Here is a 15273-nt window from a genome sequence, read left to right on the forward strand (position 1 = left end):
CCGGTCGGGCCGGCCAGTTGGCGGGTGATGCCGCTTTGCGATTGCGCGGCGAACTGGCTGCACAAGGCGCTCAGTTCGCTGAGCTTATTGCTGTCGGCCCAGGTGTTCAGGGCGGTCAGCGGTTGGCTCATGGCGTCGCGCAGGCGCACGTCCGGTGCGGCCAATGCGTCGCCGCGTACGAAGGATTGCTCGATGGCATCCGTAGGACGAGTCGACAGCAGGCGATACAGGTACAGCGGGCCACCGGCTTTCGGGCCAGTGCCCGACAGGCCTTCGCCGCCGAACGGTTGTACGCCCACTACGGCACCGACGATGTTGCGGTTCACATAGACGTTGCCGGCATTGACGTTGTCGATCACCTTGGCGATGGTCTCGTCGATGCGCGTATGCACGCCGAGGGTCAGGCCGTAGCCGGAAGCGTTGATCTGGCCGATGAGCTGGTCGATCTCTTTGCGCTTGTAGCGCACCACGTGCAGCACCGGGCCGAAGATTTCACGTTGCAGTTCATCGAAGCTTTCCAGCTCGATCAGGGTAGGTGTCACGAAGGTGCCGCGCTTGATCTCTTCGCCGTCGGCAATCGCCACCTGGTACACGTTGCGGCCTTTGTCGCGCATGGCCTGTATGTGTTTCTCGATGCCGGCCTTGGCGTCGGCATCGATCACCGGGCCGATATCGACGGACAAGCGCTCCGGGTTGCCCAGGCGGCATTCCGCCATGGCGCCCTTGAGCATTTCGATGACGCGGTCTGCCGAATCTTCCTGCAGGCACAGTACGCGCAGGGCCGAGCAACGCTGGCCAGCGCTGTCGAAGGCCGAGGACACCACGTCAATGACCACTTGTTCGGTCAGCGCCGAGGAGTCGACGATCATCGCGTTCTGGCCACCGGTTTCGGCGATCAGCGGAATCGGACGGCCCTGGGCATCCAGGCGACCGGCGACATTGCGTTGCAGCAGGCGCGCCACTTCGGTGGAGCCGGTGAACATCACGCCTTTGACGCGATCATCACCTACCAAGCGGGCACCGACGGTTTCGCCCTGGCCCGGCAGCAGTTGCAGCACGCCTTCCGGAATGCCGGCTTCCAGCAGGATGCGCACGGCTTGTGCGGCGACCAGCGGGGTTTGTTCGGCCGGCTTGGCCAATACCGGGTTGCCGGCGGCCAGTGCGGCAGCCACTTGACCGCTGAAAATCGCCAACGGGAAATTCCACGGGCTGATGCACACCACGGGGCCCAGTGGGCGGTGGGCGTCATTGGTGAAATCGTTGCGCGCCTGCACCGCGTAGTAGCGCAGGAAGTCTACGGCTTCACGCACTTCGGCGATGGCGTTGGCGAAGGTCTTGCCGGCTTCGCGGGCCAGCAGGCCCATCAATGGCTGGATCTCACCTTCCATCAGGTCGGCGGCACGCTCCAGGATCGCGGCACGTTCGGCGGGCGGGGTGGCCTGCCAGATCGGACCGGCGCTGATGGCGCACTGGATGGCGTTGTCGACGTCTTCGACGGTGGCTTCCTGCACATGGCCGACCACATCACGCAGGTCGGATGGGTTCAGCACCGGCGCCGCCGCTTGCTCGCTGGCAGCGCAACCGAGCATCGGTGCGGCTTTCCAGTTGTTGTGGGCGGTCGCCAGCAGGGCGCAGGACAGCGATGCCAGACGGTGTTCGTTAGCCAGGTCAATGCCGGCCGAGTTGGCGCGGTCTCTGCCGTACAGGTCGCGCGGCAGTGGAATACGCGGGTGCGGCAGGCCGAAGCCGCCTTCCAGCGTGGCCATCTGCTCGATGCTGGCCACTGGATCGGCCACCAGCTCCTGGATCGAAATAGATTGGTCGGCAATGCGGTTGACGAACGAGGTGTTCGCGCCGTTTTCCAGCAGGCGACGTACCAGGTAAGCCAGCAGCGTTTCGTGGGTGCCGACCGGTGCGTACACGCGGCACGGACGGTTCAGCTTGCCGTCGGAAACCTTGCCGACCACCTGCTCGTACAACGGTTCACCCATGCCGTGCAGGCATTGGAACTCGTACTGGCCCGGGTAATAGTTCTGACCGGCGATATGGTAGATGGCCGACAAGGTGTGGGCGTTATGCGTGGCGAATTGCGGATAGATGACTTCCGGCACCGACAGCAGTTTGCGTGCGCAGGCAATGTAGGAAACGTCGGTGTACACCTTGCGGGTGTACACCGGGTAGCCTTCCAGGCCTTCGACCTGGGCGCGTTTGATTTCGCTGTCCCAGTACGCGCCTTTCACCAGGCGGATCATCAGGCGATGGCGGCTGCGGCGCGCCAGGTCGATGACGTAGTCGATCACGTACGGGCAACGTTTCTGGTAGGCCTGGATCACGAAGCCGATGCCGTTCCAGCCGGTCAGTTGCGGTTCGAAGCACAGGCGCTCGAGCAGGTCGAGGGACAGCTCCAGGCGGTCGGCTTCTTCGGCGTCGATGTTCAGGCCGATGTCGTATTGCTTGGCCAGCAGCGTCAGCGACAGCAGGCGCGGGTACAGCTCGTCCATCACGCGCTCGTACTGCGCACGGCTGTAGCGCGGGTGCAGCGCTGACAGCTTGATGGAAATACCGGGGCCTTCATAAATCCCACGGCCGTGGGAGGCTTTGCCGATGGAGTGAATGGCTTGTTCGTACGAGGCCAGGTACTTCTGCGCATCACGTTCGGTGAGCGCGGCTTCACCGAGCATGTCGTAGGAGTAGCGGAAGCCCTTGGCTTCGAACTTGCTCGCATTGGCCAAGGCTTCAGCGATGGTTTCGCCGGTGACGAACTGCTCGCCCATCAGGCGCATGGCCATGTCGACGCCCTTGCGGATCATCGGTTCGCCGCTCTTGCCGATGATGCGGCTCAGGGACGAGGTAAGCCCCGCTTCGTTATGGGTGGCGACCAGTTTGCCGGTCAACAGCAGGCCCCAGGTCGCAGCGTTGACGAACAGCGACGGGCTGTTGCCCAAGTGCGGCTGCCAGTTGCCGGTGCTGATCTTGTCGCGGATCAGCGCGTCGCGAGTGCCTTTGTCCGGGATGCGCAGCAGCGCTTCGGCCAGGCACATCAAGGCCACGCCTTCCTGGGATGACAGGGAAAATTCCTGCAGCAGGCCCTGAACAATCCCGGCACGGCCGCCGGCGCTTTTCTGATTACGCAGTTTCTCGGCAATCGACGCCGCCAGCTTGTTGGTGGCTTCGGCCATTGGCGCCGGCAGGCGGGCCTGCTCGATCAGCATCGGCACGACTTCCGGCTCTGGGCGGCGGTAAGCGGCGGTGATCGAGGCGCGCAGCACGGATTGCGGCAGGATGCTTTCAGCGAACTCAAGGAAGCACTGGTGGGCGTGATCCGTCTGGACGTCGCCTGCGTCGTCAGTGCCGTTGCTGCTCAAACCATTGAGTTCAGTCAGGGTTGCACCACCCTCCAGTTTCTCCAGGTAATTGAAAATCGCCTGCTTGATCAGCCAGTGCGGCGTGCGATCAATGGAGGTCGCGGCCGCCTTGAGGCGCTCGCGGGTCGGGTCGTCTAGTTTGACCCCAAGGGTGGTCGTAGCCATTTTGTTATCCTCATGGGTGCCACTACCGAGTGGCATCAGCTGGCCGCCAGATTAGCTTTGCGCATGAATAGGTGCAACCGGGTGCAACCCATTTTGTTCATGAAATTTCTAACGCTTGATCGGAAATAATTTGGCCTTCGACACAATCCGCTTCGCCCTGGTGCGTTTGCTTCTGAGATCGGCTGTTCTTGCTCCGAAAAGGAGCAAAAACGGGGTGTTTTGCAGTTTTCACACCTGGGTGCAACTTATTCTCGCGAAACTGGTTGCACCTTATTTGCTTTGTTGAATAGCATTCGCGGCCAAGGTGCAACCACCTCCACGGGTCGGTTCATCGGCTGACGGCTTTCCTGGGGAAACGTCAGTCATAAATGCGCGGCACGCAGCTACGTCTACCTACTTCCAATGGGTGGCCGTCTGACAGACCGTCGCTACATAAAAACAAAGCCAGGGCGTCACTCTTATGAGCGTTAGTAATCCAACCCTGATCACGTTCGTGATCTACATCGCAGCAATGGTGCTGATCGGCTTCATGGCCTATCGCTCCACCAACAACCTTTCCGATTACATCCTGGGCGGTCGCAGCCTCGGTAGCGTGGTGACTGCCTTGTCGGCCGGCGCTTCCGACATGAGTGGCTGGTTGTTGATGGGCCTGCCGGGCGCGATCTACATGTCTGGTTTGTCGGAAAGCTGGATTGCTATTGGCCTGATCGTCGGTGCCTACCTCAACTGGCTGTTCGTCGCCGGTCGCCTGCGGGTACAGACCGAGCACAACGGCGACGCACTGACCCTCCCGGATTACTTCTCCAGCCGTTTCGAAGATAAAAGCGGCCTGCTGCGGATCATCTCCGCCGTGGTGATCCTGGTGTTCTTCACCATCTATTGCGCGTCCGGCATCGTCGCCGGTGCCCGCCTGTTCGAAAGCACCTTCGGCATGTCTTACGAGACTGCGCTGTGGGCCGGTGCTGCTGCAACGATTGCCTACACCTTCGTCGGTGGTTTCCTGGCCGTGAGCTGGACCGACACCGTACAAGCCACGCTGATGATCTTCGCGCTGATCCTGACGCCGATCATCGTGCTGCTGGCTACCGGTGGTGTCGATACCACCTTCCTGGCGATCGAAGCCAAGAACCCAGACAACTTCAACATGCTGAAAAACACCACCTTCATCGGCATCATCTCGCTGATGGGCTGGGGCCTGGGTTACTTCGGCCAGCCGCACATCCTCGCGCGTTTCATGGCGGCGGATTCGGTCAAGTCGATTGCCAATGCACGTCGCATCTCCATGACCTGGATGATCCTGTGCCTGGGTGGCACCGTGGCCGTGGGCTTCTTCGGTATCGCCTACTTCTCGGCGCACCCGGAAGTGGCCGGTCCTGTGACCGAAAACCACGAACGTGTATTCATTGAACTGGCCAAGCTGCTGTTCAACCCGTGGATCGCCGGTGTACTGCTGTCGGCCATTCTGGCTGCAGTGATGAGCACCCTGAGCTGCCAATTGCTGGTGTGCTCCAGCGCCCTGACCGAAGACTTCTACAAAACCTTCCTGCGCAAAAACGCCTCCCAGGTTGAGCTGGTGTGGGTCGGTCGCTTGATGGTGCTGCTGGTTGCGCTGATCGCCATCGCCATGGCCGCCAACCCCAACAACCGCGTACTCGGCCTGGTCAGCTACGCCTGGGCCGGTTTCGGCGCCGCGTTTGGCCCTGTGGTGCTGATCTCGGTGATCTGGAAACACATGACCCGTAACGGCGCACTGGCCGGTATCCTGGTCGGCGCGATCACCGTGATCGTATGGAAACACTTCGAACTGCTGGGGCTGTACGAGATCATTCCAGGCTTTATTTTCGCCAGCCTGGCGATCTACTTCGTGAGCAAGATGGGCGCACCGACCGCAGGTATGGTCGAGCGTTTTGATGCGGCGGAGAAGGACTACAACCTCAACAAATGATTTGTCGGGCATTAATCGCCTGTTGAGTTGAGAGAAAGGCCCGCGTCCTACGGATAGCGGGCCTTTTTTTGCCTGTGTTTTACGCCGCTCCGAAGAGGATTCCGACGCGTTTGTGTAGGGTTTTACTGATTTGTCCAGGGCGGGCCCAGGAGGGGGGAACAGTGATGCAAAATCAGCCCCCCCACCCTTCGCAGAGAAACACCGGATGTTCGCTCCTGCCAATCAAAGTGCCTTTACCCTGTCCCTCGACGGTGAGCCCAGTGAACTCAAGGTGTTCGAGTTTACGGGCCGTGAATCCATCAGCCAGCCTTACCATTTTGATCTCGAGTTGGTCAGCGAACAGCCCGATCTCGACTTGGAAGGCTTGCTGCATCGCCAGGTGTATCTCGGGTTCGATGATCAGGGCCATGGTGTTCATGGGCTGGTCTACCGGGTGGCGCAGGGCGATTCCGGACGGCGCCTGACGCGTTATCAGTTGACGCTTGTGCCGCAGCTGGCCTATCTGGCGCACAGCAGCCACCAGCGCATTTTCCAGCACAAGACGGTGCCGCAGATTGTTGCGCAGGTACTGGAGGGGCAGGGCATCCAGAGTGACCGCTTCGAATTCCGGCTCAGCGGGGCCTACCCCGAGCGCGAGTATTGTGTGCAGTTTGGCGAGACTGACCTGGCGTTCATTCAGCGGCTGTGCGCGGAGTTGGGCATTCACTATCACTTCCAGCATTCGGCCGAAGGGCATTTGCTGGTGTTTGGGGATGACCAGACGGTCTTTGCCCAGCCCGAACAGCCCACGCCTTACACCCCCGGTTCCGGGATGGTGGCGGATACCCCGGCAATCAAGCGGTTTGCGGTGCAGGTGCAGACCCGCACCACGGCCGTGAACCTGCGCGATTACGACTTTCGCAAGCCGAACCTGGGCCTGGAAAGCGCGGTCGCTGGCGAGCAGCTTCCGACGCTTGAAACGCAGGATTACCCTGGTCATTTCAGCGACCGCGCCCATGGCAAATACCTTGCGCAGCGAAGCCTGGAGCGTCATCGCAGTGATTACCGCATCGCCCATGGCAACGGTGATGAACCGGCATTGGCCAGCGGCAGGTTCCTCAGGCTGGCGGCCCACCCACGGGAAGAGTGGAATGGCCTGTGGTTGGCGACACACGTGACCCACGAGGGTAAACAACCGCAAGTCCTGGAAGAGGCTGTGACCGAGGTCGCCGGTGGGGACTTTCGCCAGGGTTATCGCAACAACTTTATCGCCGCGCCGTGGGACGTGATTTTCCGCCCGTCTCTGGACGAGCATGCGCGCCCAGTGATCTCGGGTTATCAACATGCCGTGGTGACCGGCCCCGCCGACAGTGAAATCCATTGCGATGAGTACGGCCGGGTCAAGGTGCAACTGGCCTGGGACCGTGCCGGTGAACATAACGACCATTCCAGTTGCTGGCTGAGGGTTGCCAGTGGGTGGGCGCATGATCGCTATGGTTCGGTGCTGATCCCGCGAGTCGGCATGGAAGTGCTGGTGGGTTTCGTCAATGGCGACATGGACATGCCGTTGGTGATGGGCTGTTTGCCCAACGCGGCGACCCAGGTGCCCCTCGACCTGCCGGCGGACAAGACCCGCAGTATCTTGCGCAGCCAGAGCAGCCCGGGCGGCGGTGGCTACAACGAGCTACGTATCGAGGACCGCAAGGGCGCCGAGGAAATCTACCTGCGCGCCCAGCGGGATTGGACGCAGCATGTACTGCATGATCAACAGGTGCAGGTCGATAACGGGCGTCGTATCACCGTGGGTGGCGAGTCGCACCATGAGTTGCGCGGTGAAGAGCAGCGCATTACCCACGGCAATCGTCTGACGCAGCTCAAGCAGGATGATCACGTGGTGGTCGCCGGTTCGCAGCAGGTGCGCGCCGAGCGGGCTATTCAGATAGGGGCAGGGCAAAGCGTCGTCATTGATGCGGGCGCGACTGTCACGATCCAGGCGGGTGGGCAGTCGATCACGCTGTCGGCCGGTGGGATTTTCAGCAGTGTGCCGATCCAGCTTGGCAGCTCGCCCGCTCCGGCGGCCGCACCGTTGATGCCTGGCGTGAAAGAGACGTTACTGGCCGTGATTCCGGCGCCGCTGAGCCGTGTGCAAGTGGCCAGTTTCAAGCGCAGCGCACCGTTTTGCGAAGAGTGTGAGCGCTGCAAGAACGGCCAGTGCGATCTCCCCCGACACAGCAATGCACCCCAACCTTAAAAGGACTGTATGCCGATGCTTCAACCCTTGCGTGCGGGTGAACAGATCTTCGCGGTCATGGGCGCTGCCAGTGACGCCAAGCCCCTGGAGGCTTGGCGAGCGCTTGCCGCCGGAACCTCGCCACAATCCGTGTGGGCCGGCACGGCCTATGCGACGTGGGCGGAGGTCATGCCCTATGTGGCTGTTGTCGAGCCGGACAGCCCATTCCTTGAGTGGGCCGCTTCCACTGATGCTACGGATTGGGGCTGGCTGGCCGTATCGTCCAGCCCGCTGGAAAGCGTGATTGCACACCTGCAAAGCATGACCAAGGTGTTCCTACCGGATGGCCAGGAAGTGTTTTTGCGCTTTTGGGATGGGGCGCAGTTTCTGCCGATCATTCAGCAGCGAAGTGATGAGATATTGCCGGTTTTCCAGCGCTACCTGATCAATGGCCAGTCGCTGGCGGGCGCGACGGGCCCGGTCACTGCGGCCAAGGCCAGCCCATGGTGGCGAGTGCCATCAGCGTTACTGGAGCACCTGGCTGAGCAATCGCCACACACCCTTATCCACAACCTGTTGCAATGGCTCGAAGAGCAACGACCCGACCTCTACACCGCCTGTGCACCGACGACCTTGCAGCACAAGGTCGCCTACTTCGCGCGCGGTGCGGATACCCACTATCAGGCGCTGGCCGACTACCTGGCCTCAGAGCTGAGTTGAACCCAGCGCCTGCTGCAGGTCTTCGAGCAGGTCTTCAATCGCCTCAATGCCGACCGACAGGCGAATCATCTCCGGCTTTACGCCGGCCTTGGCTTGTTCCTGCTCGTTCATCTGCCGGTGGGTGGTGGAGGCGGGGTGGCAGGCCAGGGATTTGGCGTCGCCGATGTTCACCAGACGCTTGAAGATTTGCAGTGCGTCATAGAAGCGTACACCGGCGTCGTAGCCACCCTTCAGACCAAAGGACAGGATCGCTGACGGTTTGCCCTGCAGGTATTTCTGCGCCAGTGCGTGGTGCGGATGATCCGGCAGGCCGGCGTAGCTGACCCACTCCACATCGGCATGCCCTTGCAGGAACTGCGCGACTTTCAAGGCGTTTTCGGTATGGCGCTCCATGCGCAGTGCCAGGGTTTCCAGGCCTTGCAACAGCAGGAAGGCATTCATCGGTGCCAGCGCCGCGCCGGTATTGCGCAGCGGCACGGTGCGAGCGCGGGCGATGAAAGCGGCAGGGCCGAATTTTTCGGTGTAGACCACGCCGTGGTAAGCGGGCTCTGGGGTGTTGAGGCCGGGGAATTTGTCCGGGTAATCGGTCCAGGGGAAGGTGCCGCTGTCGACGATCACGCCGCCCAGGGAGTTGCCATGGCCGCCGATGTATTTGGTGACCGAGTGCACCACGATATCGGCACCGAACTGGATCGGCTTGCACAGGATCGGCGTGGCCACGGTGTTATCCACCACCAGCGGTACGCCGCGGGCGTGGGCGACGTTGGCCAGGGCTTCGATGTCGATGATATTGCCCGCGGGGTTGCCGATGCTTTCGCAGTACACCAACTTGGTATTGTCGTCGATCAGTTTCGCGATGGCGGCGGCAGAGTCATCACGGGCGAAACGCACATCGACGCCGAAGCTCGGCAGCAAGTGCGCGAACAAGGTGTAGGTGCCGCCGTAGAGCTGCGGGGTGGTGACGATATTGTCGCCCGCCCGGGTGAGGGTCTGGATCGCGTAGTGGATGGCCGCGCTGCCCGCCGATACCGCCAGGCCTGCGATACCGCCCTCGAGCGCGGCGATGCGCTGCTCCAGCACGTCATTGGTGGGGTTCATGATCCGCGTGTAGATGTTGCCAGGCACGTCCAGGTTGAACAGGTCGGCGCCGTGCTGGGCGTTGTCGAATTCGAACGCGACGTTCTGGTAGATCGGCACGGCGACGGCCTTGGTGGTCGGGTCCGACTTGAAGCCGTGGTGCAGCGCGATGGTGGCGTCTTTCATGGGGTTACTGACCTCCCTGGATGGTGGATCGCCACAATAAATCCGCCCCGGCGCCGGCATTTAGATTTTTTTCAGTCGCAAGCCTGCCTTTTCGACATAAGCACCGCCCGGCACGCCGCCCTGCACTTCAGCCTGCGTAAAAGGTAAACTTCGCCCCCTGCGCAGGAGCAACCATGAATTATCGTCACGCCTTTCACGCCGGCAACCATGCCGATGTCTTCAAACACCTGACCTTGACCCGTCTCATCGCCCTGATGTCGCGCAAGGAGCAGCCGTTCGCCTACCTCGACACCCACGCCGGCATTGGCCTGTACGACCTGCAGGGCGACCAGGCCAACCGCACCGGTGAGTACCTGGAAGGCATCGCCCGCCTGTGGGGCGAAAGCGACCTGCCGCCGCTGACCGCCGACTACATGCGCGTGCTGCATGAGATGAACCCGGATGGCGAGTTGCGCTACTACCCCGGTTCGCCGGAGCTGGCGCGACGCCTGACGCGGCCCCAGGACCGAGTGCTGCTCAATGAAAAGCACCCGGAAGACGGCGTGCTGCTCAAGGACAACATGAAGGGTGATCGCCGCGTCAAAGTGCACCTGGGCGAAGGCTGGCATGTGCCGCGTGCCTTGCTGCCGGTGCCGGAAAAGCGCGCGTTGATGCTGATCGATCCGCCGTTCGAGAAGCTCGACGAAATGCAACGCTGCGCCGCATCCCTCAAGGAAGCCGTGGGCCGCATGCGCCAGACCGTCGCGGCCATCTGGTACCCGGTCAAGGACCAGCGCATGCTGCGCCGTTTCTACCAGGACCTGGCCGGTACCGGTGCACCAAAGTTGTTGCGTGTGGAATTGCTGGTGCACCCGCTGGACACCCCCAACACCCTGACCGGCTCGGGCCTGGCGATCGCCAACCCGCCGTGGGGTCTGGAAGAGGAACTGCGTGAGCTGCTGCCGTGGTTGTCCAAGAAGCTTGGCCAGACCCAGGGTGGGTGGCAGATGGATTGGCTGATCGCTGAATAACTGTAGTGAGCGGGCTTGCCCCGCGCTGGGCTGCGTAGCAGCCCCAAAACCTCACACTGCGGTTTGCCTGAAACATCTCAGTGGATTTATTGGGGCTGCTTCGCAGCCCAGCGCAGGGCAAGCCCGCTCACTACATAACCCTGTTCGTCTGGGTATAGCGTCAGATTGGGCAGGTCACGCCCGTGCCGCCGATCCCGCAATAGCCCTGCGGATTCTTCGCCAGGTACTGCTGGTGATACGTTTCGGCGAAGTACACCGTCGGCGCCTCTTCGATCTCTGTGGTAATCACACCCAGGCCGGCCTTGGTCAATTCACCTTGATAAGCCTCGGCACTGGCCTGCGCCGCCGCCAGTTGCTCCGGCGTGGTCGCATAGATCACTGAACGGTACTGGCTGCCGATGTCGTTGCCCTGGCGCATGCCCTGGGTCGGGTTGTGCAGTTCCCAGAACATTTTCAGCAGGTCTTCGTATTTCACCTTGGCCTGGTCATACACCACCAGCACCACTTCGCTGTGGCCGGTCAGGCCCGAGCAGACTTCTTCATAGGTCGGGTTCGGCGTATAGCCGCCGGCGTAACCGACCACGGTGCTGACCACGCCGTCGCGTTGCCAGAACTTGCGCTCGGCGCCCCAGAAACAACCCAGGCCGAAGATTGCAAAGCCGACGTCATCGAGGAACGGACCCAGCAGCGGGTTGCCGTTGACGAAGTGCGTCTCTGGCAGCGCCATTGGGGTTTCACGACCAGGCAGAGCTTGTTCTTGAGTAGGCAGCACGTTTTTGTTCACCAGAATTTCCGAGCGCAAGACCATGATCAGTCCTCTCGTCAGGTTGAGTTAGCAGTAAAGATTCAGACCGCCAGTGTGCCCGAGTGTTACGACGCTGTCAGGCGATTGGCCCGCGCGGGTAACGTTTGAGCATCGCCAGTAGCTCTGCGCCGGGGATTGGCCGGTCGAACAGGTAACCCTGGCCCACGTCGCAACGATGCCGGCGCAGGAACGCCAGTTGCTCGGCGGTCTCGATGCCTTCGGCCACGACCTTGAGCTTGAGGTTGTGGGCCATGGCGATCACGGCGGAGGTGATTTCCATGTCGTCCTGGTTATCCGGGATTTCGTGGATGAAGCTGCGATCGATCTTGATGATATCGATGGGGAATTTTTTCAAGTAGCTCAGCGACGAGTAACCGGTGCCGAAGTCGTCCATGGCCAGGGTCAGACCGAAGCTTTTCAGCTGGTCGAGTTGCAGGCGCGTGTCTTCTGTGGCCTCCAGCAGCAAGCCTTCGGTCAGCTCCAGCTCCAGCAGGTTGGCCGGCAGCCGTTCTTCCTTGAGGATCGTGGCAATCGAGGCCACCAGGTCCGGGTCGGAGAACTGCTTGGGTGACAGGTTGATCGCCACCTGCAGGTTGCCCATGCCTGCGGCGGTCAACTGCCGGCTCATGCGGCAAGCCTGGCGCGCAATCCATTTGCCGATGGGGATGATCAGCCCAGTCTCTTCCGCCACGCTGATGAATTGGTCGGGGCGGATCATGCCCTTTTCCGGATGGTTCCAGCGTAACAGTGCTTCCATGCCCAGCAGGCGGCCGCTGCGCAGGCACAGCTTGGGCTGGTAGAACACGTCCAATTCGTTCTGGGTGAGGGCGCGGCGCAGGTTGTTCTCGACGAACAGCTTGTAGCTGGCCTCGGCGTTCAGCGCTTCGGTAAACACTTGTACCTGGTGTTTGCCGTTGGCCTTGGCCTTGTGCAGGGCCAGGCCGGCGTTGCGCATCAGGGTCTGCGGGTCGCGGCCATGCAGCGGCGCACAGGCCAGGCCCACGGAGCCGGTGACGCTGATCAATTGGTTGTCGACGAACATCGGTTTGTCGAGGGTCGCCAGCAGTTGGCTGGCCACCAGTTGGCCGGTCTCCAGGTCGGTATCGTCGAGCAACACCGCAAACTCGTTACTGGCAAAGCGCGCCAGGCTGCCGCCGGTACTCAGGCTGTTGCGCAAACGGCGGGCGAGGCTGATCAACAGTTTGTCGCCGGTCTGGTGGCCGAGGCTGTCGTTGATGCGCTTGAAGTTGTCGATGTCCACCAGCAACAGGCTGATCGGGCTGTCGCTGTCACGTGCAAAGCGTTCATCGAGGTTGCGGATGAACGCCGGGCGGTTGCCCAGGTTGGTCAGGTTGTCGGTGTAGGCCAGGCGCTCGATGCGCTGCTGGGCCAGCTTGGTTTGGGTGATGTCTTCGTAGATGCCGATGTAATGCGTCAGCTCTCGGTTGTCGCCGTACACCTTGGAAATCGACAACTGGCCCCAGTAGGGTTCGAGGTTCTTGCGCCGGCTCTTGAATTCACCCTGCCAGCTGTTGCTCTTGGCGAGGCTCGACGGTGCGTCGAAAAGCAATTCGCTGAGGTTCTCCAGTGCCGGCAATTGCGCCAGGCGGTGGCCGTGGACTTCTTCGGCGCTGTACTGGGTGATCGCGGTGAAGCTCGGGTTGACGTACTCCACCACGCCGTCGCAGTTGACCAGCAGAAAGGCGTTGGCACTTTGCTCCACGGCGCGCTGGAACAGGTGCAGGGCGCTGGTGGCGGTGCGGCGGTTGTGGTTGTTGATGACTTGCGCGAACTGGTCCGCCAGCTCGCCGGCAAAGGCAATTTCATCGGCCTGCCAGGCGCGCGTGCAGCCGCTTTGTTCCAGGCACAGCACGCCGACTACCTGGCCATCGACGCGGATGCTCGCGTCGAGCATGGCGTGAATGTCTTTGTTCTCGGCCATTTCCCGGGTACGCGGATCGCGTAAGGCGTTGGTGGCGTCAATGGCGCGGCTGGTGTGCAGGGCTTCGAGGTAATCCGGGAAGCAGCTTGCGTCAATGGATTCGGGCAGGTGGTGCTGCTGGTCGTCGCGGTGGTAGGCCGAGATGGGCACCAGGCGTTGGCCTTCGAGGTTCCAGATGCTGGCGCAGTCGATCCGGTAGATGTCACAGGCGCTGCGGGTGATCAGCTCCGCCGCTTCTTGCAACGAGTTATGGGTGGTGTAGCGCTGTCGGGCCAGCAGCAGGATCAACTCCTGTTGGGCGCGGACTCGCTCCAGATGCTGCAGCTGTTCCTGTTGGGCGCGCTGGTTGAGCTCCAGGGCGATCTGCAGGCGACTGTTCTGGTTTTCCAGGTCTGCCGTGGGAACGGCAGTGGGGATTTCACTGAACAGGCCATCGACCACCATCAGGTAGCCGCGCAGCAGATGGCGATTGTGTTGTTTGTAGGCTTCGCCCATTTCCAGCAGGCTCAGTGGGCCGTCGCTGGTGTGAAGGGTGTAGCGCACCAGATAGTGAGGGCTCAGGGCCAGTTGCTGCTGGATGGTGTCGTGCAATTCGTAGCGCGCCTGGGGCTCCATCAGGCTGGCATATGGCGTACCGATCAGGGCGCAAAGCTCGACGGCTGACAGGCCGAATTGGCGTTCGCAATTGGGGTCGAGGTAAAGAAGGGCCCAGCTTGCCTCATTAAGCCGCTCGAAACGCAGCATACCGAGGCGCGAAGGCACCGGTAACTGCGTCACTACCTCGGCCGCCATTCGGGCGACATCGGGCTGGCTTTTCATGGGGAGACTCACTTGAAATAACGCACTTGGCGCCGGGCTCACGCCCTCTTTTCGGTTGCCTGCGGCAAGGTTGCATCATGCGGCGCGGGCTGACAAGAGAGGATGAAGGCTAAGTGCTATAAGGGGGTTATCGGCCGCGTGAGGGGTTTCTTCAATCGGAGCGATGGAAGGTGTACAAACCTGTTTGTATTGTCCAAATTCAGGCGCGGAACGCAGGCAAAAAAAGCCCCGCCAAGTGGCGGGGTTGAGGTACGAGCGTGGCGCTCGAAAATCGTTGCCGCCAGGCCTCCTCGGTGCGGAGGAGGCCGCTGCGGCTTACAGCAGGATAGTGCGGATGTCGTTCAGCAGTTGGCTCAGGCGCTGCGTGAAGCGTGCAGCTGCGGCGCCGTTGATCACGCGGTGATCGTAGGACAACGACAGTGGCAGCATCAGCTTCGGTTGGAACGCTTTACCGTCCCACACTGGCTGGATAGTGGCCTTGGACACACCCAGGATCGCCACTTCCGGCGCGTTGACGATTGGCGTGAAGCCAGTGCCGCCAATGTGACCGAGGCTGGAGATGGTGAAGCACGCGCCTTGCATGTCGTCTGCGGTGAGCTTCTTGTCACGGGCCTTGGCAGCCAGCGCAGCAGCCTCAGCGGCAAGCTGCAGCAGGCTCTTCTGGTCGACGTTCTTGATGACCGGTACCAGCAGGCCTTCCGGGGTGTCGACCGCAAAGCCGATGTGTACGTATTTCTTGCGAATGATCGCCTTGCCGCTTGGCGCCAGCGAACTGTTGAAGTCCGGCAGTTCCTTGAGCAGGTGCGCACACGCCTTGAGCAGCAGTGGCAGCACGGTCAGTTTCACGCCGGCCTTCTCGGCCACGGCTTTCTGCGCAACGCGGAAAGCTTCCAGGTCGGTGATGTCGGCCTGGTCGAACTGAGTCACGTGCGGGATGTTCAGCCAGCTCGCGTGCAGGCTCGACGCGCCGATTTGCATCAGGCGGGTCATCGGCACTTCTTCGGTTTCGCCGAAGCGGCTGAAGTCCACG

General features: G+C 61.6%; 9 protein-coding genes. 4 read left to right on the plus strand and 5 right to left on the minus strand.

Annotated features, from left to right (window positions below; translation table 11 throughout):
• The coding region (gene putA / locus AC3ZU9_RS30110) for a trifunctional transcriptional regulator/proline dehydrogenase/L-glutamate gamma-semialdehyde dehydrogenase (RefSeq protein WP_490091726.1) at positions 1-3530 on the minus strand (3530 nt) is incomplete at its 3' end.
• Positions 3531-3990: 460 nt separating this feature from the next.
• Between putA and putP the strand changes: the two genes are divergently transcribed.
• From putP to AC3ZU9_RS30125, 3 genes are all read left to right on the plus strand, one after another.
• Positions 3991-5475 (plus strand): sodium/proline symporter PutP, encoded by a 1485-nt coding sequence (gene putP / locus AC3ZU9_RS30115; RefSeq protein ID WP_012721853.1) that lies wholly within the window; start codon positions 3991-3993, stop codon positions 5473-5475.
• A 205-nt stretch (positions 5476-5680) separates the two neighbouring features.
• Positions 5681-7705: a type VI secretion system Vgr family protein gene (locus AC3ZU9_RS30120; protein WP_490091727.1), complete on the plus strand. Its 2025-nt coding sequence runs from the start codon at positions 5681-5683 to the stop codon at positions 7703-7705.
• A gap of 15 nt (positions 7706-7720) precedes the next feature.
• Positions 7721-8404 (plus strand): DUF4123 domain-containing protein, encoded by a 684-nt coding sequence (locus AC3ZU9_RS30125; RefSeq protein WP_490091728.1) that lies wholly within the window; start codon positions 7721-7723, stop codon positions 8402-8404.
• On the opposite strand, the gene AC3ZU9_RS30130 is transcribed toward AC3ZU9_RS30125, so the two are convergent.
• Positions 8390-9667 (minus strand): O-acetylhomoserine aminocarboxypropyltransferase/cysteine synthase family protein, encoded by a 1278-nt coding sequence (locus AC3ZU9_RS30130; protein WP_490091729.1) that lies wholly within the window; start codon positions 9665-9667, stop codon positions 8390-8392. The two genes, AC3ZU9_RS30125 and AC3ZU9_RS30130, sit on opposite strands and share 15 nt — an antisense overlap.
• Before the next feature lie 173 nt (positions 9668-9840).
• On the opposite strand from AC3ZU9_RS30130, the gene AC3ZU9_RS30135 reads away from it, so the two are divergent.
• Positions 9841-10677, plus strand: a complete 837-nt coding sequence (locus tag AC3ZU9_RS30135; protein ID WP_010213693.1) for a 23S rRNA (adenine(2030)-N(6))-methyltransferase RlmJ — start codon at positions 9841-9843, stop codon at positions 10675-10677.
• A 160-nt stretch (positions 10678-10837) separates the two neighbouring features.
• On the opposite strand, the gene msrA is transcribed toward AC3ZU9_RS30135, so the two are convergent.
• The 3 genes from msrA to AC3ZU9_RS30150 form a co-directional block, all read right to left on the minus strand.
• Positions 10838-11485, minus strand: coding sequence for a peptide-methionine (S)-S-oxide reductase MsrA (gene msrA / locus AC3ZU9_RS30140; protein ID WP_046033892.1), 648 nt, complete (start codon positions 11483-11485; stop codon positions 10838-10840).
• Between the two features lie 73 nt (positions 11486-11558).
• Complete coding sequence (locus AC3ZU9_RS30145; protein WP_012721858.1) at positions 11559-14243, minus strand: putative bifunctional diguanylate cyclase/phosphodiesterase; 2685 nt, start codon at positions 14241-14243, stop codon at positions 11559-11561.
• 315 nt (positions 14244-14558) lie between these two features.
• A partial coding sequence (locus AC3ZU9_RS30150; RefSeq protein WP_490091730.1) for a 2-oxo acid dehydrogenase subunit E2 occupies positions 14559-15273 on the minus strand: 715 nt, incomplete at its 5' end.

This window comes from Pseudomonas sp. A39, from assembly GCF_058145955.1.